Source organism: Priestia sp. 53B2, from assembly GCF_056099005.1.
In genome coordinates this window covers 41,409-59,508 of the sequence record NZ_JBLZXA010000012.1, presented here as the reverse complement: position 1 = coordinate 59,508, position 18,100 = coordinate 41,409, and the positions used below count along the sequence as shown (strand labels likewise).

Here is an 18,100-nt window from a genome sequence, read left to right as displayed (position 1 = left end):
ATTAGGCACGCCGCCAGCGTTCATCCTGAGCCAGGATCAAACTCTCCGAAGAAATGTTTGACTTGCTCAATTTAAAAAATAAAAATTAACGTTGACGTTTGTCGCTTTGTTCAGTTTTCAAAGTTCAACCGCCGCTCTTGAGCGACTTTTTTATATTAACAAGTTGCCTTTCATTTGTCAACAACTTTTTAACATTTTATTTCTGATGAATTGCAATTGTTTTCCAATCACTCATCAGCGACATTTAATAATTTAACATCTGTACTATATAAAGTCAACACTTTTTGAAAAGATTTTTTGTTTTATCAAAAAATCTTATTTACTTCCCTGCTTTCACTGAACCTTAGCAAGATCTTTGAAAGGATCTGATACTTCTCTTGAATGTTTCGTTCAAGAACTACATGATTCAGACTTTGTCGAAAAGCAACGTTTGATCTCTTCATTTCTTCTCTAAGTAGTGCTTCTAACTCTAAATACTCCATCTGATTAAATAAACAAATTTTCATTGATTCACCTGCTTTTTGCGACATGGATTCTCAAACATCAAAATAAAATCAGTTGTTCTTTTCCTTACCTGTTATTAATTGTAGACAAAACGCATACAAATTAGACAAGTACTACTTATTAAATGAGGTGACAAAATGAATATGTTTTATACTATTCGAGCCAAAAGAATCAAACAAACAATGCTTATCGTAGTTGCTGCGTTTTTTACAAGCTTTTTTCTCTATGCTCAGCAGACGTTTCACTTTCCCGTGTTTTCAACAGATAACGGTCCAAGAGCTATTTATAAGGCGGATGATAAAAATCCGGAAGTTGCTCTTACATTTAACATCAGCTGGGGAGATGAAAGAGCTATTCCCATTCTGAATGAACTAAAAAGACAGCATATTGAACATGCTACTTTCTTTTTATCTGCTTCATGGGCTGAACGTCACCCAGATATTGTAGAGCGCATTAAGAAAGAAGGTCACGAAATTGGCACAATGGGCTATGACTATACTTCCTATACAAGCCTAAAACCTAATGAGATTAGACAAGATCTTGCAAAATCAAAGAAAGTCTTTGATTCCCTAGGCCTTAAAGATGTTCACCTTCTTCGTCCTCCTAACGGTCAATTTAATAAAGACATCTTAAAATTAACAGCAGATATAGGATATACTACTGTTCACTGGAGCATTGATTCTAAAGACTGGACAAATCCAGGGGTTGAAAAAATTGTCTCGAATGTTACAAAGCCTTTAGACGGGGGAGATATTATATTGCTGCACGCGTCTGACTCCGCTCAACAAACAGCAAAGGCTATTCCATATATCAAGAATTCATTACAAAATAAAAAAGTCTCAAACGTAAGTGTTTCAACATTAATTTCAAATTCAAAAACCCAAGTAAAAGATATCCGCTAAGATCTATTTCCACTGTATAGGGAAAGCAAAAGCAGACAAATAAGCTATTTGTCTGCTTTTGCTATTCTTGCGTGCGTAAGAAGTTTCGGCAAAATAAGAAGTTGATACATATTACAAATTAGAAGTGGAAACAACATAAGGTAAAGCCAGCTTTCTTCGTTCGTTCGCAGCGCTGGAAACCATTCAATTGTCGTTACAACAATCATAAAAAACAGCGCTGGTACAAAAGCCTCTTTATTCGTCTGCTTTTTCTTTGCATACGCCACTAACAACCCCACCGCTAACAAGAAAACGCTTAACAAAATATACTTGCCTATGCCTTCTCCCGGTTGTTGAAAGAACTTATATCGAAAATAAACAACGTCAAATAATACAAATAAAACAAATACAATTTGAACCGATTTCCAAAGTGATGCAGATTTAAAAATTCCCAACCCAAATCGGTGAATAGTTAAATATGCAAAAAATCCCATTTGGCTAATTAAACTAAAAATAAACCCTACGCCTACGAGCCACGTTAAAACAGCAACAATTTCTCCTATCTTTCCTTGTTGAAATAAGTGACCGTATTCCCCCCAGCGCACCGCAAACCCAACAACAGCTGTACTTATCCCCCCGACAGCTAACGTGGTTAGAAATAGACGAACCCAATTTCGACTATTCACTTCCATCTCCCCCATAAGTTACAAACTTGTACCTTTTCATAAATTGTACCAATCACGTTTTGAAAAATCTAGAGCTCTTTTATGAATAAAAAACCTTTATTATCTCATATTAAGCGTAAGCATATTAGGAAAGGAGCTCATTACTATGAAAAAGCGACTCATGCTCCTCATTTATATAGGAATGTGTATGCTTTTAGCTACAGCCTGTGCACCGCAAGATGAAGAGAACAATGGTATGGATTATGATCAAACAAAGAAAATGGTTGTTGATATTTTAAAAACAGATGAAGGAAAAAAAGCAGTCGAGGCAATTATGAAAGACCCTTCTGTTAGACAAGACATTTTAATGGATCAAAACGCGATAAAAGATACAATTTCTCAAACCCTAGTATCAGATAAAGGCGTGGAATTTTGGAAAAAAGCCATGGATGATCCGAAGTTTGCTGAAAGCTTTGCTAAAAGTTTGGAAAAAGAAAATAAGACGGTCATCAAACAACTGATGACAGATCCTGAATATCAAGGAATGCTTCAAGATGTTTTAAAGGATCCGGCTATGGAAAAAGAAGTACTGACTGTTTTAAAGAGTAAGGAATATCGCACTTATTTACAAAAGATTATGACCGAAACGTTTGATAGCCCTCTTTATCAATCTAAAATTCAAGACATTCTTTTGAAAGCCGCTGAAGAAACACAAGGTGGACAAAAACAAAGCAGCGACGATGGTGGTTCTTCTTCCTCTGGATCTGATTCAGGCGGAGAACAGCAACAGCAGTGATTAAATACGCATCTCATATGAGGTGCGTATTTAATTATGTCATTTATTTTTATTAAAAAACCTAAATGACTTCTTTATATTTTTTAATACTTAGTATTTTTATTGGAATTGTAAACTTTAATTCTTAGCTTTATGGTAAAATATTAGAAATTAACACAATCGTTTTATAGCAAAAGGAGGGAATTCGATGGAATTTCGCGTTATTAAAACGTTTCAAACCATTGTTCGTTTAGGAAGCTTTCAATTAGCGGCTGAATATTTAAAGTACTCTCAGCCTACCATTACACTGCACATTCAAAAGTTAGAATCCGAACTAGGATTTAAGCTTTTAGAACGAGGAAAAAGCATTAAACTTACTGAAGCAGGTAAAATCTTTTACGAGCGGGCAAATATTTTACTAAAGGAATATGAATATCTAAATAACACCTTAAAAGATTATTCAACAGGCGAAGCCGGCACTATCCGTATAGGTGCTGCAGAGCCTACAGCAAGCAGTCGACTGCCTTCCATTCTCTCATTATTTAAAAAAAGATATCCCAACACAGAGATTAGCTTACTCGTTGCAGACGAAAAGCACCTTCATCAACATATACGCAATCAAGAAATTGATTTCGCGATTGGCACTGTCTCAGAATCGTTCAGAGATATAGAATTTGAGGCATTACTAACGGAAAAACTTGCGCTGCTACTACCATTCAATCATGCTCTAACAAAAAGAAAAACAATCTTTGCAAAAGATTTAATACACGAAACGCTGATTACAGCTGGGCAATCTTCCGTTCAAAAGAAAATTGAGCAGCTAATCTTTGAGCGAACAGGCCAACTGCCTGTTAAAGTCCAGTTAGGCACTATTAGCACACTTCAGCATTTTGTAAAAGAAAACTTAGGAATAGCCGTTGTTCCACAAATAAGCGCAACTCTTCCGCCAGATCAAGTGGTGGTTAAAACGATTCATGACTTGCATGAGGGGCCTGCAATCGGCATTTTAAAGCATCAGTCTCACACCGTAAGTACAGCTGGAAAAACATTTTTAGCTCTCTTAAAACACAACCTTGCATTTGATTTAAAAAAGGCGCAGATTGAACTCTCTGTATAATAGCAAAAAGCACGCGCTGTTCAAGCGCGTGCTTTTTGTTATTTTCCTGTTGCTGCTTTTTCATTTTCGCAAATAAATGCAATCTTGCTTGCAATCTCTCCGTATATTTGACCTAAACGATGCGATTCGTCGTAAATGGAAGGTGCAAAATCTTCTTCATTCCAGTCGGGCTGACTTAACGGAAGCTGTCCTAAAAGCTCTGTCTGAAGTTCCTCAGCAAGTTTTGGACCTCCGCCTTTACCAAATACATACTCTTTTTCCCCTGTTAGCTGGCTTTCAAAGTAGGCCATATTTTCTACAACTCCAATTACCTCATGATCAGTTTTCAAAGCCATAGCACCCGCTCTAGCTGCAACAAATGCCGCTGTAGGATGCGGTGTCGTAATAATCACTTCTTTACAAGCAGGAAGCATGGAGTGAACGTCTAATGCGACATCACCTGTTCCGGGAGGTAAGTCTAGTAATAGATAATCTAATTCTCCCCATTCAACTTCTGTAAAAAAACTCGTCAACATTTTTCCAAGCATAGGTCCTCGCCAGATAACGGGTGAATTATCTTCTACAAAGAAGCCCATGGAAATAACTTTTACTCCGAAACGGTCAACTGGAATAATCTTTTCACCTTCTACTACAGGACGCTGTGTGATTCCCATCATATCTGGGACGCTGAATCCATAAATGTCAGCATCAATTAAACCAACTTTCTTTCCTAAACGAGCTAGAGAAACGGCCAAGTTAACAGAGACTGTTGATTTACCAACGCCTCCTTTACCGCTGGCAATAGCAATAAATTCAGGTGCATTCGGACTAGTTAGTAAGTTGCCAGTATTCGGTTGCTCAGCGCGGTACTGCTGAAGTTCTTCAGGCGTAAACTCAACAAATCGCAGTCCAACCGACTGTACACCTGCTTTTTTTAATCCTTCTACAATCGTGCCTTGAAGGCTCAGCTGTTCACTAGTACCTGTTTTTGCAACAGCAATCTTCAGACTTATATGCTGTTTTTCAGCTTTGATTGTTATTTCTTTAATCGCATCTGTTTCTGATAGTTTTTTATTTAAAAATGGATCTGTAATTTCCCCTACTACTTCTTTTACTTGCTTTTCCGTTAGCATACTCCCACCACCATGTTAAAATCTATTTATTTATACTATCAAGTATATCATACATATTAGATTTTTCTGAATAGAAGGATGCTATGCTTTTTATTTGGGCTTTTCTCCAGTAAAATACCGGCTGACTCCTTCATAAATGGATTCAGCTAACTTTTTTTGATAGCGTTTCGATTGAAGCATTTTAAGTTCTGTAGGATTTGATAAGAATCCTACTTCAACCAAAGCACCTGGTGGCTTAGAATGCTTAAGAAGGTAAAGAGTTTGAATAGCTTTTGCTTCACGGGTCGTATTATCCAGATTATTTCTTAGCTCTTGTTGAATGAGTTTGGCCACTTGCTCGTTTTCTTTTAGGGACCCGTAATAGAAAGTTTGAGCCCCTCTCCACGCAGAGGATGGAATAGCATTCAAGTGAATACTTAAGTACAAATCAGCATTGGATTTATTGATCATCGTTAAGCGATTTTTTAAGTCTTCTACTTTTCTGCGACTGTATCCTCTTGTGTCTTTGGCCGCTAGGTCTTCGTCTTTTTCTCTTGTCATAATAACAAGTGCCCCTTGCTCTTGCAGATAGTCCCGAAGCATCAACGAAATTTTAAGAGTTATTTCTTTTTCAAGCACTTCATCCTCTCCTACGGCTCCTCCATCGACACCGCCATGTCCAGGATCTAGTACAATAACTTTCCCGCTAAGAGGAAGTGAAAGCGAACCGGATGATGTTCTATGATCTATCTGATATTGTACAATGACAAAAAGAACGAGAAGCGCTATAATTGTGCTCATTATTTTTACTTTAGACATTTTATCCCTTCCCTTCTTGCCTCACCTATTTATTTCTATATGGGACAAGAACGGGAATTATGAGTACTTTTTAATGCAAACGTAACCGACGTCTTTTTTCTGCGGTACGATAACCTTCTTTCCACCAGTCTTGCACATATCCTTGACACAAATAATACAGACCATCTTGATAAAGATCTGTTACAGACATGCTGACGGCTCCGTACAATGTATCAATTAAAAGAGACTCTTCTTGCTTACTATGCTTCTGAAAGTCTTCGTAGCCTTTACCACGTTTACTCACCCGGGCACCTAATAAAAATGATTCGATTGCAATATCAAGACAGTACTCCTCCACATGTTCGTCTCCTAGCATATTCCACTGAAACATTGGATGAAAATAACGGCGTAGCCTCTCTTGAAGCAAATCAAACGACAGTTCTCTTAGGACTTTGCGTTCATATTTCATTTCTTTTTCATAACGTTTTTCTTTTAAATATGTAACCTCGTTCACGATAACGCCTCCCTTTTTTACATATTGTCTGCATAAGCCTTCGTCTCATACGCAAACAACAAATAAAAAAAGCCTTGGTCTTTGGACCAAGGCTTGAAACGTAATATAAAATTAACGTTTTGAGAATTGTGGTGCACGACGAGCGCCTTTAAGACCGTATTTTTTACGTTCTTTCGCACGAGCGTCACGAGTTAATAGACCAGCACGTTTTAATGTTCCACGGTATTCAGGGTCTGCTTCTAATAAAGCACGAGAGATTCCGTGACGAATAGCGCCAGCTTGACCTGCATAACCTCCACCATTAACGTTTACAAATACGTCATAGTTACCTACAGTTTCAGTTAAAGCAAGTGGTTGTTTTACTACTTCACGTAGTGCAGCAAATGGAATGTATTCTTCGATTTCACGACCGTTGATTGTTACGCGACCGTTACCTGGTACTAAACGTACACGAGCAACAGAGCTTTTACGACGACCAGTTCCGTAATATTGTACCTGTGCCAAGATAATAACCTCCTCTTATTAATTATCCGCGAAGTTCGTAAACTTCTGGTTTTTGTGCTTCATGTGGATGTGTTTCACCAGCATACACATGTAATTTTTTGAACATTTGACGGCCTAGGCTACCTTTTGGAAGCATGCCTTTGATTCCTAATTCAAGCATTTTCTCAGAGTAGTTAGTACGCATTTCTAATGCTGTACGTTGTTTCAAACCACCTGGGTGCATGCTGTGACGGTAATAAATTTTATCAGTTAATTTTTTACCTGTTAGTTCGATTTTTGACGCATTGATAAGGATCACGTGATCACCAGTATCAACATGTGGTGTAAAAGTTGGTTTATGTTTACCGCGTAAGATTGATGCTACTTCACTTGCTAAACGACCTAAAGTTTTACCTTCAGCATCGACAACATACCATTTACGCTCTACTTCGTTTGCTTTCGCCATGAAAGTTGTACGCATGAGTTTCCCTCCTAATTTTCATCATCAATTATAAAATTATTTCAACCTTCTATTTCAACACGATTAATTTCCGGGGCTAACCGTGGGGTTAAAATACATACCATATGATATATTATATCTTTAAGCTACTAATGTCAAGAAAATGTTACACCAGGTTTAGTTGTCATAGAAAACGCGCCATAAATATAGTCCTTGCGAAGGCGCAGTTTTCCCTGCACGAGGACGTGATTTGCTTTCTAGAATATCTTTTATAGCATCTGGTTCAATACGGCCTTGTCCTACTTCTAAAAGCGTTCCAACAAGAATACGAACCATATTATACAGAAAGCCACTTCCAACGAATCTAAACACAAGCTGACTATTCTCTTCATACATATCAATCTTGTAAATCGTACGAATCTTATCTTCCACTTCTGTCCTCGCTGAACAAAAGCTTGTAAAGTCGTGTGTACCGAGTAAATATGTGATGGCTTTTTTCATTTTTGAGTAGTCTAATGGATAAGGGTAATGGTATGCATAAGAACGAGTGAAAGGATTTCGATCTTCGCCGCGCAAAATATGATAGCGATACTCTTTTGAAGTAACGTCATACCGGGCGTGAAAATGTGCATCAACTTCACATACATTCTTCATTACAATATCATCTGGTAGCATTGAATTCAATGCTTTTTTCCACTTATCACATGGAATATTTAGGTTTGTATCAAAATGAATGACTTGCCCCTGTGCATGAACATTTGTGTCCGTTCGTCCAGAGGCGTAAATCGGAACTTTTTTGTTATGCATTTTCTCTAAAACGGCTTCAATCTCCAGTTGAACAGTTCGCTTATTGGGCTGAACTTGATAACCTGAAAAGTGTGTGCCGTCGTATGCAACTATACATTTTAAACGTTTCATCTTTTCACCAAACAATCTTTACGTTCTAATCAGCACTAAAACAACTGCTACTGCCAGCAGAAGTAAAAGCATAATTGTATCTATGCTTCCCCATTTCAATTGACGATACTTTGTACGCCCTTCTCCGCCTTTATAACCCCTTGCCTCCATGGCAATAGCTAGCTCTTCAGCACGCTTAAATGAACCTATAAATAGAGGAACAAGCAAAGGAACCACAGCTTTCAAACGATCCGTAATGGGACCGCTGCTAAAGTCCACTCCTCGTGCTGTCTGCGCTTTAATAATTTTATCTGTCTCTTCCATTAATGTAGGAATAAAGCGAAGAGAAATGGACATCATTAAAGCTAATTCGTGTACGGGAAGCTTAAGCTTTTTAAATGGATTCAGCAAGCTTTCCATTCCATCTGTTACTTCAATGGGCGTAGTCGTTAAAGTTAGCATCGTCGTAATTAAAATTAAGAACAAGAAGCGCAAGGAAATTAAAACACCTTGAATAAGGCCGCCTTTATAGACAGAAAACCATCCCCATTCAAACAAAAGAGGACCTTCCTTTGTCATAAAAATGTGCAAAAGAAACGTGATGATAATAATAAACATAACGGGCTTTAACCCTCTCAAAATAAACGAAACGGGCACTTTACTCATGGCCACTATCATAAGGGTATACACACCTAAAAAAGCATAGCCGATAGGGTTATTTGCTAAAAACACAATTAATACATACGCAAATACGAGAAGCAGCTTGGCCCGAGGATCCATTCGATGGACAAGCGAATGACCCGGCACATACTTACCAATAATGATTGAGTTCATCATAATCGTTCACCTTGCTGCATAAGGTGCTGCACTTTCTCTACCACTTCAGAAAAGGTAATAACCGTATCCGATGCTTCAAGCTGAAATTTCTCTTGCAGCTTCAGCATAAAGCGAAGCGATTCTGGAACATCCAATCCATATTCTTTTAGCTGCGTATGCTGACCAAACACGTCTCTAGGTGACCCTTTCATCGCAATCGTTCCCTTATTCATCACAATTAGCTCATCAGCGTACATAGCTGCATCTTCCATGCTGTGAGTCACGAGAATCGTCGTCAAGCCTTTTTCTTTATGAAGACGATAAATCATATTCATAATTTCTTGACGCCCTCTAGGGTCCAATCCAGCAGTTGGTTCATCTAAAATTAGCACATTAGGATTCATCGCTAGAATGCCTGCTATCGCTACACGACGCATTTGTCCACCACTCAAATCAAAAGGAGATCTGGTGAGAATGTCTTCTGGCAACCCTACTAACTTGATAAGCTCTCTTGCTTTTTGCTTTGCTTCTTCTTCCGAAACGCCATAATTCATTGGTCCAAAAGCTATATCTTTTTCCACCGTTTCTTCAAAAAGCTGATGTTCTGGAAATTGAAACACCACGCCTACTTGCTGACGAACAGCTTTTAAATTCTTTTCTTTTCGATTGGCTTTAATGGTGCGTTCACCGATTTGAATTTCACCAGCAGTTGGCTTCAATAAGGCATTCAGATGCTGTATGATTGTTGATTTCCCAGAACCAGTATGGCCAATAACAGCCAAAAATGTACCTGATTGAATGTTTAAATTTAAGTCATGTAGAGCAATTCGTTCAAATGGTGTATTAACTTGATAACGATGCTCTACTTCTTTGAATATAATGTCCATAGTTCGTCCACCAAGTCCTCATCTGTTAAATGAATTTTTGATAAAGGAATTCCTACGGAAGCAAAACGATGGCTTAGTTTAACGGAAAACGGCAAGTCTAGTCCAATATCCGTTAACTTGGAACCTAATGCAAATACTTCGCGTGGAGTACCTGTTGCATAGATCTTCCCTTTGTTCATCACAACGACTCTGTCAGCCATTGCTACTTCATCTAAATCGTGAGTAATTGAAATAACCGTCAGTTGTTTTTCTTCTTTTAATTTTCTAACAGTTTCAAGTACTTCAGTTCGTCCAATAGGATCTAACATAGATGTTGCTTCATCTAGAATGATGACAGATGGCTGTACGGCAATTATACCCGCAATGGCCACACGCTGTTTTTGTCCACCTGATAGCTGATGAGGCTCTTGATCCAGAAAAGCACTCATATTGACCATTTCGATTGCTTCAGGTATACGTTTTTCCATAATCTCAAATGGAATCCCGTTGTTTTCAAGCCCAAACGCAATATCGTCTTGAACGGTTGAGCCAACAAATTGATTATCTGGATTTTGAAACACCATTCCAATCTGCTTGCGCACATCCCATATTGTTTCTTCAGATAAAAGAGTATCGCCCACTCGAACCGTTCCTTTTTCAGGTAGCAAAAGGCCGTTTAGAATTCGAGCCAGCGTCGACTTACCAGATCCATTATGTCCAGCTATCGCTAACCATTCACCTTTATAAGCAGAGAGAGAAAGGTGATCTAATGTTAGGTCTGCTTCAGGATCGTACCGAAAGCATAAATCTTTTACCTCTAAAGACATTTCTTTCAACGCTATCTTCCTCTCAGCTTTTTCTATTGCGGCATTGCCTACATTGATTTTACGCTATTTACCCGGTTTTAGGTATAAAAAAAGGGCAACGACTAGTTACACACTGTCTCGCCCTTTTCTATCTGTATTAAAAATATTAAACTAATTCAATGATAACCATTGGAGCACCGTCACCACGGCGAGGTCCAACTTTTAAGATACGAGTGTAACCGCCTTGGCGATCTTCGTAGCGAGTAGCAATATCGCTGAATAGTTTTTGTAAAGCGCTTTGACCAGCTTCTTCGTTAGCTACTTCATTACGGATGTAAGATGCAGCTTGACGACGAGCGTGTAGATCTCCACGTTTACCTAAAGTAATCATTTTTTCAACAGTTGAACGTAATTCTTTTGCACGAGCTTCAGTTGTCTCAATGCGTTCACTGATGATTAAATCAGTTGTTAAATCACGAAGAAGCGCCTTGCGTTGTGCGCTTGTACGACCTAATTTACGGTAAGACATGTGAGGTCCCCTCCTTTGTTAAGTAGTTAAACAGGTAGATATAATCAGTCGTCCTTACGTAGACCCAAACCTAATTCTTCAAGTTTAGCTTTAACTTCTTCTAAAGATTTACGGCCTAAGTTACGAACTTTCATCATATCTTCTTCTGTTTTATTAGCAAGCTCTTGTACAGTATTGATGCCTGCTCGTTTTAAGCAGTTGTAAGAACGAACAGATAAATCCAGTTCCTCGATCGTCATCTCTAGAACTTTTTCTTTCTGGTCTTCTTCTTTTTCTACCATGATCTCTGCTTTTTGAGCTTCATCTGTTAAGTTAACGAAGATATTTAAGTGTTCAGTTAGAATCTTTGCACCTAAAGCAACAGCTTTTTCTGGCTCGATGCTACCGTCAGTCCAAACATCCAACGTTAACTTATCGTAATTTGTCATTTGACCAACACGAGTATTCTCTACATAATACGATACGCGAGTAACAGGCGTATAGATTGAATCAATTGGAAGTACACCAATTGGTTGGTCTTCACGCTTGTTAGCATCGGCAGGATTATAACCTCGACCTGTGCGAGCAGTAAGTCTCATACGGAAATGAGCATCTGACTCAAGTGTTGCAATATGAAGATCCGGATTTAGAACTTCGATATCACTGTCTGCTTGAATGTCAGCAGCCGTTACTGTACCAGGACCTTTAACATCGATCTCAAGTGTTTTCTCTTCATCAGAGTAAATCTTTAACGCTAACTTTTTAACGTTTAAAATGATGTTTGTTACATCTTCAACAACTCCAGGAACTGTTGAAAATTCATGTAATACACCTTCAATTTGAATAGATGTTACAGCTGCACCAGGGAGTGAGGATAATAGGATACGACGTAAGGAGTTACCCAAAGTAGTACCATATCCACGCTCAAGTGGTTCGACGACGAATTTACCGTACTTTCTATCATCGCTGATTTCTACCGTTTCGATTTTTGGCTTTTCAATCTCTATCAATATAAACCCTCCTTCAAAACGTCGAAACCTCGGCTAGACGGCTGATTTCTCAAATGCCTAACCGAAATTCCCTATTAGACAGTTCCCGAATGTGCACAACAAATGGAAAACATTTCGTTGCATGAATAAATTCTACACCATCATCATTATAGACAACGAAATAGAATCTATACATATTAATTATACACGACGACGTTTTGGTGGGCGGCATCCGTTGTGAGGTACAGGAGTAACATCTTTAATAGCTGTTACTTCTAAACCTGCAGCTTGAAGAGCACGGATAGCTGCTTCACGACCAGCACCAGGGCCTTTAACTGTAACTTCAAGAGTTTTCATTCCGTTATCCATAGAAACTTTAGCAGCAGTTTCAGCAGCCATTTGCGCAGCAAATGGAGTAGATTTACGAGAACCTCTGAAGCCAAGTGCGCCTGCACTAGACCAAGCAATCGCATTACCGTGAACATCTGTAATTGTTACAATAGTGTTGTTAAACGTTGAGCGAATATGAGCTACACCAGCTTCAATATTCTTTTTCACGCGACGTTTACGTGTATTAGTTTTACGTGCCATCTGTTAATGACCTCCCTTACTAATTATTTCTTCTTGTTCGCTACAGTACGGCGTGGGCCTTTACGTGTACGAGCATTGTTTTTACTGTTTTGACCACGAACTGGTAAACTACGACGGTGGCGGATACCACGGTATGAACCAATCTCAATTAAACGTTTGATGTTTAAAGAAACTTCACGACGAAGATCGCCTTCTACTTTATAGCTATCTAAAATATCACGAATTTTACCTAATTCTTCTTCTGTTAAGTCACGAACGCGAGTATCTTCAGAAACTCCAGCTTCAGCTAGAACTTTTTCAGCAGTTGGACGACCAATACCGAAAATGTATGTTAATGAAATTACTACACGCTTGTCACGAGGAATATCAACACCAGCAATACGTGCCATATGAATAGTGCACCTCCTTATTGATTAACCTTGTTTTTGTTTATGCTTAGGGTTTTCACAAATTACCATTACTTTACCTTTTCTACGGATAACTTTACATTTTTCGCAGATTGGTTTAACTGATGGTCTGACTTTCATGTTTCATACCTCCTTGATAGTACGGAGTGCATAGGTTTTATTTGAAACGGTACGTAATTCTACCGCGAGTTAAATCGTATGGTGACAATTCTACAGTTACTTTATCACCAGGTAAGATTCGAATGAAATGCATGCGAATTTTTCCTGATACGTGAGCAAGTACTGTATGACCATTTTCTAATTCTACCTTGAACATAGCGTTAGGTAAAGTTTCAGCAACTGTACCTTCAACTTCAATTACATCGTCTTTTGCCATTAAAGTGCTCTCCTTTCTTTGAAACAGTAACAAGCTATCATTAAACGACTTAAAAAGAACCTGTTCTGAACATCCGGAGATCGTAATCATTAAATTCAAGATGATTGACGCTAATATACATCTTTACCATTTTAACAGCAATTCAGACGAAAAACGATCATCGTGAATTTAGATAATTACTGTTTACTGTCCAGTGCATCTAGCGAGGAATGGATAGAGATAACATCCTTTAACATTACAATGCTGTCAGAATTTCATATCCCGTCTCAGTAATTGCAATAGTATGTTCGAAGTGCGCACACATTTTACCATCTACTGTGACAACTGTCCAGTTATCAGGTAATGTTTTTACATATCGCATACCAGCATTCACCATTGGCTCAACTGCCAATACCATGCCTGGACGTAGACGCGGTCCTTTATTCGGTGGACCATAATGAGGTACTTGCGGATCTTCATGTAAGTCTTTGCCGACCCCATGGCCAACATATTCTCTTACAATCGAAAAGTTACGTGATTCTGCGTACTGTTGAATAGCATGTGAAATATTCGACAAACGCTCACCCGGCTTAGCTTCTGCTAATCCCTTGTAGAGAGATTGCTCAGTCACATCAAGCAGCTCTTGATTTTCTAATGAAATCTTTCCTACTCCATATGTCCAAGCTGAATCACCGTGATAGCCACCGAATTTAGCTCCGATGTCTAAACTGATGATATCTCCTTCATTAAGCTTGCGTTCACCCGGAATACCATGAACTAATTCTTCATTCACAGAAGCACATACACTGCCGCGAAAACCATTATACCCTTTAAAAGACGGAATTGCATCATGTTGACGAATAAAATTTTCAGCAATTGCATCCAATTCTATAGTCGTAATACCTGGAGCGATATGCTTTTTTAACTCTTGATGAGTTAAAGCCACGATTCGTCCAGCTTCACGCATGACCTCAATTTCCTCTGGTGTCTTGCAAATGATCATTGCTTAACCCCAGCAAGTAATTGACGAACATCCTCAAACACAATGTTAATATCTTGATTACCATTAATATTGCGTAGATAACCTTTTTCTTGATAGAAATCAAGTAGAGGTTGAGATTGTTTAACATTAACTGAAAGTCTAGTTGAAACCGTCTCAGCATTGTCATCTGCACGTTGGTAAAGCTCTCCGCCACATTTGTCACAAACTCCTTCTTTCGCAGGAGGATTGAATACTAAGTGGTAAGTAGCTCCGCAATCTTTACAAATGCGGCGTCCAGTAAGACGCTCCATTAAAATGCTTTGATCTACATCAATATTAATCACATAATCAATTTGCTTGTTTAGTTCTTTTGTAATTGTTTCAAGAGCTTCTGCTTGGGCTACTGTTCTTGGGAAGCCATCAAGTAAAAAGCCGTTTTCACAATCGTGTTTGTTTAAACGCTCGCGCACAATTCCAATTGTTACTTCATCAGGAACAAGGTTACCTTGGTCCATAAATGATTTAGCTTTTAAACCTAGTTGCGTTCCTTCTTTAATTGCAGCTCGGAACATATCTCCTGTTGAGATATGAGGGATATCGTAATGCTCAACGATTTTTTCTGCTTGAGTACCTTTCCCAGCACCAGGAAGGCCCATTAACACTAAATTCATTTCTTGCTTCCCCCTCAGTATCTTATCCGTTTAATGGGAAAGCAGCTTGCTTCCCACTAAACAGCTTTACTTAATAAATCCCTTATAATGGCGTTTCACTAATTGACTCTCAAGCTGTTTCATTGTCTCAAGAGCTACACCGACAACAATTAACAAACTAGTACCGCCGATCTGAGCAGATGATGGTAGGTTTGCAATTTTGATGAACAGAACCGGCAACACAGCAATTAACGCAAGGAATATCGAACCGATTAATGTCAGACGATATAACACTTTCGTTAAATAAGCTTGTGTGCTTTTACCAGGACGGATGCCTGGGATGTAGCCACCTTGCTTTTTCAAGTTCTCTGCTACTTGTTCAGGGTTAACCTGAACAAATGTATAGAAGTAACAAAAAGCAATGATTAACGCTACATACACTATCATACCAATTGGCTTAGTATAGTCAAATGTATTCTGAATCCACGTCGTTACATCATTTGGACCGAAAAATGATGCAATTGTTGGTGGTGTGATAATAAATGAAACTGCAAAGATAACAGGAATAACCCCAGCAGCATTTACTTTTAACGGTAAATGAGTGGATTGACCTCCAACAGGATTACGACCAGCTGAACCCTTTGCATATTGAATAGGAATTTTTCGTAGCGCTTGTTGGAAGTAAATAACCCCAACAATAATAGCTAAAACTGCAATCGCAATTAAAACTACCGTTACGATACGAATGAATAATTGATCCCCAACGTCTTCAAATTGCTGTGCATAAATTTGATTTAATGTTGTCGGAATACCAGCTGCAATCCCAGCAAAGATAATGATAGAAATACCATTACCTACGCCTTTTGCAGTAATCTGCTCTCCTAACCACATTAAGAAGGCAGTACCTGCCGTTAACACTGTAGCAATTAGAAGATACGTAGAAATTCCTGGATTAGCGATCAATTGTCCGCCCGAAATATTGTTGAATCCTATAGACATACCTAAAGCCTGGATAAATCCAAGCACAATTGTTCCATAACGAGTTACTTGAGCTAATTTACGGCGCCCAACATCTCCCTGCTTTGACCATTCTGTAAACTTAGGTACAACATCCATCTGCAATAATTGGACGATGATGGATGCTGTAATATAAGGCATAATGCCCATAGCAAGAATGGAGAAGTTTTTTAACGCGCCGCCGCCAAATGTATTCAGAACTCCGAATACATTTAACCCATCTTGCAATTTTAGTACATCCGTATTAACACTTGGTACAGGAATAAATGTACCAATTCGGAAGACAATTAACATTAACAAAGTGAAAAAGATTTTTTGTCTTATTTCACGCACGCGCATTAAATTGGAGATTGTTTGAAACATTAGATCACCTCAACTGTACCGCCAGCAGCTTCGATAGCTTCTTTAGCAGTTGAAGAGAATTTAGCAGCTTTAACAGTTAGCTTAGAGTTTAATGTACCGTTTCCTAGTACTTTAACGCCAGCTTTTGCTTTGCTTACTAAACCAGTTTCGATTAATAATTCTGGTGTTACTTCAGTTCCATCTTCAAAACGGTTAAGAGCTTCTAAATTAACGATCGCGTATTCTTTGCGATTGATATTAGTGAACCCACGTTTTGGAAGACGACGGAATAAAGGAGTTTGACCACCTTCGAAGCCAGGTCTTACGCCACCGCCAGAGCGAGCGTTTTGCCCTTTGTGACCTTTACCTGAAGTCTTTCCGTTACCTGAACCAGTACCACGACCTACACGGTTACGTACTTTACGTGAACCTTCAGCTGGTTTCAATTCATGAAGTTTCATTCCGGAGCACCTCCTTAGAGTGACAATTTATACTTATTGCTCTTTTACTGTAACAAGGTGAGCTACTTTGTTAATCATTCCGCGAATTGCAGGATTATCGTCTTGAACGACAGTTTGATTTAACTTACGTAGGCCAAGTGTACGAACAGTTACACGTTGATCTTCTGGACGACCAATTACGCTACGAGTAAGGGTAATTGCTAGTTTGTTTGCCATTCTATATCCCTCCCTTATCCTAACAGTTCTTCTACAGTCTTGCCACGTAGTTTTGCAACATCTTCAGCACGTTTTAGGTTAGCTAAACCGTTAAGAGTTGCACGTACCATGTTGATTGGAGTATTTGAACCTAAAGATTTAGATAGAATATCACTTACGCCAGCCAATTCTAATACCGCACGAACTGGACCACCAGCGATAACTCCTGTACCTTCAGAAGCAGGTTTTAAGAAAATTTGACCTGCACCAAATTGTCCAAGGATTTCGTGTGGAATAGATGTACCAACCATAGGTACAGTAATTAAGTTTTTCTTCGCATCTTCAATTGCTTTACGGATTGCATCTGGTACCTCTTGTGCTTTACCAGTACCGAATCCAACGTGACCGTTTTTGTCACCAACTACAACTAATGCAGCGAAGCGGAAACGACGTCCACCTTTCACAACTTTAGCTACGCGGTTAACGGTAACAACACGTTCTTCAAGCTCTAATTTATTTGGATCAATACGACGCATGATTTTCCCTCCTTTTACAATTAGAATTGTAATCCAGCTTCACGAGCAGCGTCAGCTAATGCTTTAACACGGCCATGATATAAATAACCGCCACGGTCGAATACTACTTCGTTTACACCTTTTTCTACTGCGCGTTTAGCGACTAATTCGCCAACTTTGATAGCAGCTTCAGTGTTACCAGTGCTTTCTAAAGTCAGGTCTTTATCTAACGTTGAAGCACTTGCGATTGTTACTGAATTTAAATCGTCGATAACTTGTGCGTAAATATGTTGATTAGAACGGAACACGTTTAAACGCGGACGAGTTGCAGTTCCAGATAACTTCGCACGAACACGAGCATGTCTTTTTTTACGAACTTTGTTTTTATCAAGCTTCGTGATCATTTCGGGCACTC

The 18,100-nt window shown here is 38.8% G+C and carries 26 protein-coding genes; 3 read left to right on the top strand and 23 right to left on the bottom strand.

Annotation, left to right across the window (positions count from 1 at the left end):
• The first annotated feature begins 641 nt into the window (after positions 1-641).
• Positions 642-1,406 (top strand): polysaccharide deacetylase family sporulation protein PdaB, encoded by a 765-nt coding sequence (pdaB, locus tag ACN6NE_RS11800; protein WP_129705688.1) that lies wholly within the window; start codon positions 642-644, stop codon positions 1,404-1,406.
• A 44-nt stretch (positions 1,407-1,450) separates the two neighbouring features.
• Here pdaB and ACN6NE_RS11795 read toward each other — a convergent pair whose 3' ends face one another.
• Positions 1,451-2,071 carry a KinB-signaling pathway activation protein gene (locus ACN6NE_RS11795; protein ID WP_474325347.1) on the bottom strand — a complete coding sequence of 207 codons (621 nt, stop codon included), beginning with the start codon at positions 2,069-2,071 and terminating at the stop codon, positions 1,451-1,453.
• 145 nt (positions 2,072-2,216) lie between these two features.
• Between ACN6NE_RS11795 and gerD the strand changes: the two genes are divergently transcribed.
• A complete protein-coding gene (gene gerD / locus ACN6NE_RS11790) occupies positions 2,217-2,846 on the top strand; it encodes a spore germination lipoprotein GerD (protein WP_474325346.1) in 630 nt (209 codons plus the stop codon).
• A 187-nt stretch (positions 2,847-3,033) separates the two neighbouring features.
• Positions 3,034-3,942 carry a LysR family transcriptional regulator gene (locus ACN6NE_RS11785; protein ID WP_474325345.1) on the top strand — a complete coding sequence of 303 codons (909 nt, stop codon included), beginning with the start codon at positions 3,034-3,036 and terminating at the stop codon, positions 3,940-3,942.
• A 38-nt stretch (positions 3,943-3,980) separates the two neighbouring features.
• Here the strand turns inward: ACN6NE_RS11785 and ACN6NE_RS11780 are convergent, their stop codons facing one another.
• The 22 genes from ACN6NE_RS11780 to rplR form a co-directional block, all read right to left on the bottom strand.
• Positions 3,981-5,054, bottom strand: a complete 1,074-nt coding sequence (locus tag ACN6NE_RS11780; RefSeq protein WP_195781453.1) for a P-loop NTPase — start codon at positions 5,052-5,054, stop codon at positions 3,981-3,983.
• Between the two features lie 90 nt (positions 5,055-5,144).
• On the bottom strand, positions 5,145-5,852 hold the full coding sequence (gene cwlD / locus ACN6NE_RS11775; RefSeq protein ID WP_129705685.1) for an N-acetylmuramoyl-L-alanine amidase CwlD: 708 nt from the start codon (positions 5,850-5,852) through the stop codon (positions 5,145-5,147).
• Positions 5,853-5,922: 70 nt separating this feature from the next.
• Entirely contained in the window at positions 5,923-6,345 is a 423-nt protein-coding gene (locus ACN6NE_RS11770) for a DUF2521 family protein (protein WP_013054960.1), read from the bottom strand.
• Positions 6,346-6,456: 111 nt separating this feature from the next.
• Positions 6,457-6,849: a 30S ribosomal protein S9 gene (gene rpsI / locus ACN6NE_RS11765; RefSeq protein WP_013054959.1), complete on the bottom strand. Its 393-nt coding sequence runs from the start codon at positions 6,847-6,849 to the stop codon at positions 6,457-6,459.
• Positions 6,850-6,871: 22 nt separating this feature from the next.
• Positions 6,872-7,309, bottom strand: coding sequence for a 50S ribosomal protein L13 (gene rplM, locus ACN6NE_RS11760; protein ID WP_013054958.1), 438 nt, complete (start codon positions 7,307-7,309; stop codon positions 6,872-6,874).
• 156 nt (positions 7,310-7,465) lie between these two features.
• Positions 7,466-8,206, bottom strand: coding sequence for a tRNA pseudouridine(38-40) synthase TruA (gene truA, locus ACN6NE_RS11755; RefSeq protein WP_013054957.1), 741 nt, complete (start codon positions 8,204-8,206; stop codon positions 7,466-7,468).
• Positions 8,207-8,224: 18 nt separating this feature from the next.
• Positions 8,225-9,022, bottom strand: a complete 798-nt coding sequence (locus tag ACN6NE_RS11750; protein ID WP_129705683.1) for an energy-coupling factor transporter transmembrane component T family protein — start codon at positions 9,020-9,022, stop codon at positions 8,225-8,227.
• Positions 9,019-9,888, bottom strand: coding sequence for an energy-coupling factor ABC transporter ATP-binding protein (locus ACN6NE_RS11745; RefSeq protein WP_129705681.1), 870 nt, complete (start codon positions 9,886-9,888; stop codon positions 9,019-9,021). Before ACN6NE_RS11745 ends, ACN6NE_RS11750 begins: the two co-directional genes overlap by 4 nt.
• Positions 9,864-10,703 (bottom strand): energy-coupling factor ABC transporter ATP-binding protein, encoded by an 840-nt coding sequence (locus ACN6NE_RS11740; RefSeq protein ID WP_013054954.1) that lies wholly within the window; start codon positions 10,701-10,703, stop codon positions 9,864-9,866. Before ACN6NE_RS11740 ends, ACN6NE_RS11745 begins: the two co-directional genes overlap by 25 nt.
• A 136-nt stretch (positions 10,704-10,839) precedes the next feature.
• On the bottom strand, positions 10,840-11,202 hold the full coding sequence (rplQ, locus tag ACN6NE_RS11735; RefSeq protein WP_013054953.1) for a 50S ribosomal protein L17: 363 nt from the start codon (positions 11,200-11,202) through the stop codon (positions 10,840-10,842).
• 44 nt (positions 11,203-11,246) lie between these two features.
• On the bottom strand, positions 11,247-12,191 hold the full coding sequence (locus ACN6NE_RS11730) for a DNA-directed RNA polymerase subunit alpha (protein ID WP_013054952.1): 945 nt from the start codon (positions 12,189-12,191) through the stop codon (positions 11,247-11,249).
• A 180-nt stretch (positions 12,192-12,371) separates the two neighbouring features.
• Positions 12,372-12,761, bottom strand: a complete 390-nt coding sequence (gene rpsK, locus ACN6NE_RS11725; protein WP_013054951.1) for a 30S ribosomal protein S11 — start codon at positions 12,759-12,761, stop codon at positions 12,372-12,374.
• Between the two features lie 23 nt (positions 12,762-12,784).
• Positions 12,785-13,150, bottom strand: a complete 366-nt coding sequence (rpsM, locus tag ACN6NE_RS11720) for a 30S ribosomal protein S13 (RefSeq protein ID WP_013054950.1) — start codon at positions 13,148-13,150, stop codon at positions 12,785-12,787.
• Positions 13,151-13,174: 24 nt separating this feature from the next.
• Positions 13,175-13,288 (bottom strand): 50S ribosomal protein L36, encoded by a 114-nt coding sequence (gene rpmJ, locus ACN6NE_RS11715; protein ID WP_003156543.1) that lies wholly within the window; start codon positions 13,286-13,288, stop codon positions 13,175-13,177.
• A gap of 37 nt (positions 13,289-13,325) precedes the next feature.
• On the bottom strand, positions 13,326-13,544 hold the full coding sequence (gene infA, locus ACN6NE_RS11710; RefSeq protein ID WP_010285101.1) for a translation initiation factor IF-1: 219 nt from the start codon (positions 13,542-13,544) through the stop codon (positions 13,326-13,328).
• Positions 13,545-13,779: 235 nt separating this feature from the next.
• Positions 13,780-14,526 (bottom strand): type I methionyl aminopeptidase, encoded by a 747-nt coding sequence (gene map, locus ACN6NE_RS11705; RefSeq protein WP_014462024.1) that lies wholly within the window; start codon positions 14,524-14,526, stop codon positions 13,780-13,782.
• The gene (locus tag ACN6NE_RS11700; RefSeq protein ID WP_129705679.1) at positions 14,523-15,176 is read right to left on the bottom strand and encodes an adenylate kinase; all 654 of its coding nucleotides are present in this window, start codon (positions 15,174-15,176) and stop codon (positions 14,523-14,525) included. The genes map and ACN6NE_RS11700 overlap by 4 nt, the downstream gene beginning before the upstream one ends.
• A 66-nt stretch (positions 15,177-15,242) precedes the next feature.
• Positions 15,243-16,535 carry a preprotein translocase subunit SecY gene (gene secY / locus ACN6NE_RS11695; protein ID WP_013054947.1) on the bottom strand — a complete coding sequence of 431 codons (1,293 nt, stop codon included), beginning with the start codon at positions 16,533-16,535 and terminating at the stop codon, positions 15,243-15,245.
• Positions 16,535-16,975, bottom strand: coding sequence for a 50S ribosomal protein L15 (gene rplO / locus ACN6NE_RS11690; protein ID WP_013054946.1), 441 nt, complete (start codon positions 16,973-16,975; stop codon positions 16,535-16,537). The genes secY and rplO overlap by 1 nt, the downstream gene beginning before the upstream one ends.
• 33 nt (positions 16,976-17,008) lie before the next feature.
• Positions 17,009-17,191 (bottom strand): 50S ribosomal protein L30, encoded by a 183-nt coding sequence (rpmD, locus tag ACN6NE_RS11685; protein WP_013054945.1) that lies wholly within the window; start codon positions 17,189-17,191, stop codon positions 17,009-17,011.
• Between the two features lie 14 nt (positions 17,192-17,205).
• Complete coding sequence (rpsE, locus tag ACN6NE_RS11680; protein WP_116077804.1) at positions 17,206-17,706, bottom strand: 30S ribosomal protein S5; 501 nt, start codon at positions 17,704-17,706, stop codon at positions 17,206-17,208.
• 20 nt (positions 17,707-17,726) lie between these two features.
• Positions 17,727-18,089, bottom strand: coding sequence for a 50S ribosomal protein L18 (gene rplR / locus ACN6NE_RS11675; protein WP_013054943.1), 363 nt, complete (start codon positions 18,087-18,089; stop codon positions 17,727-17,729).
• Positions 18,090-18,100 lie beyond the last annotated feature (11 nt).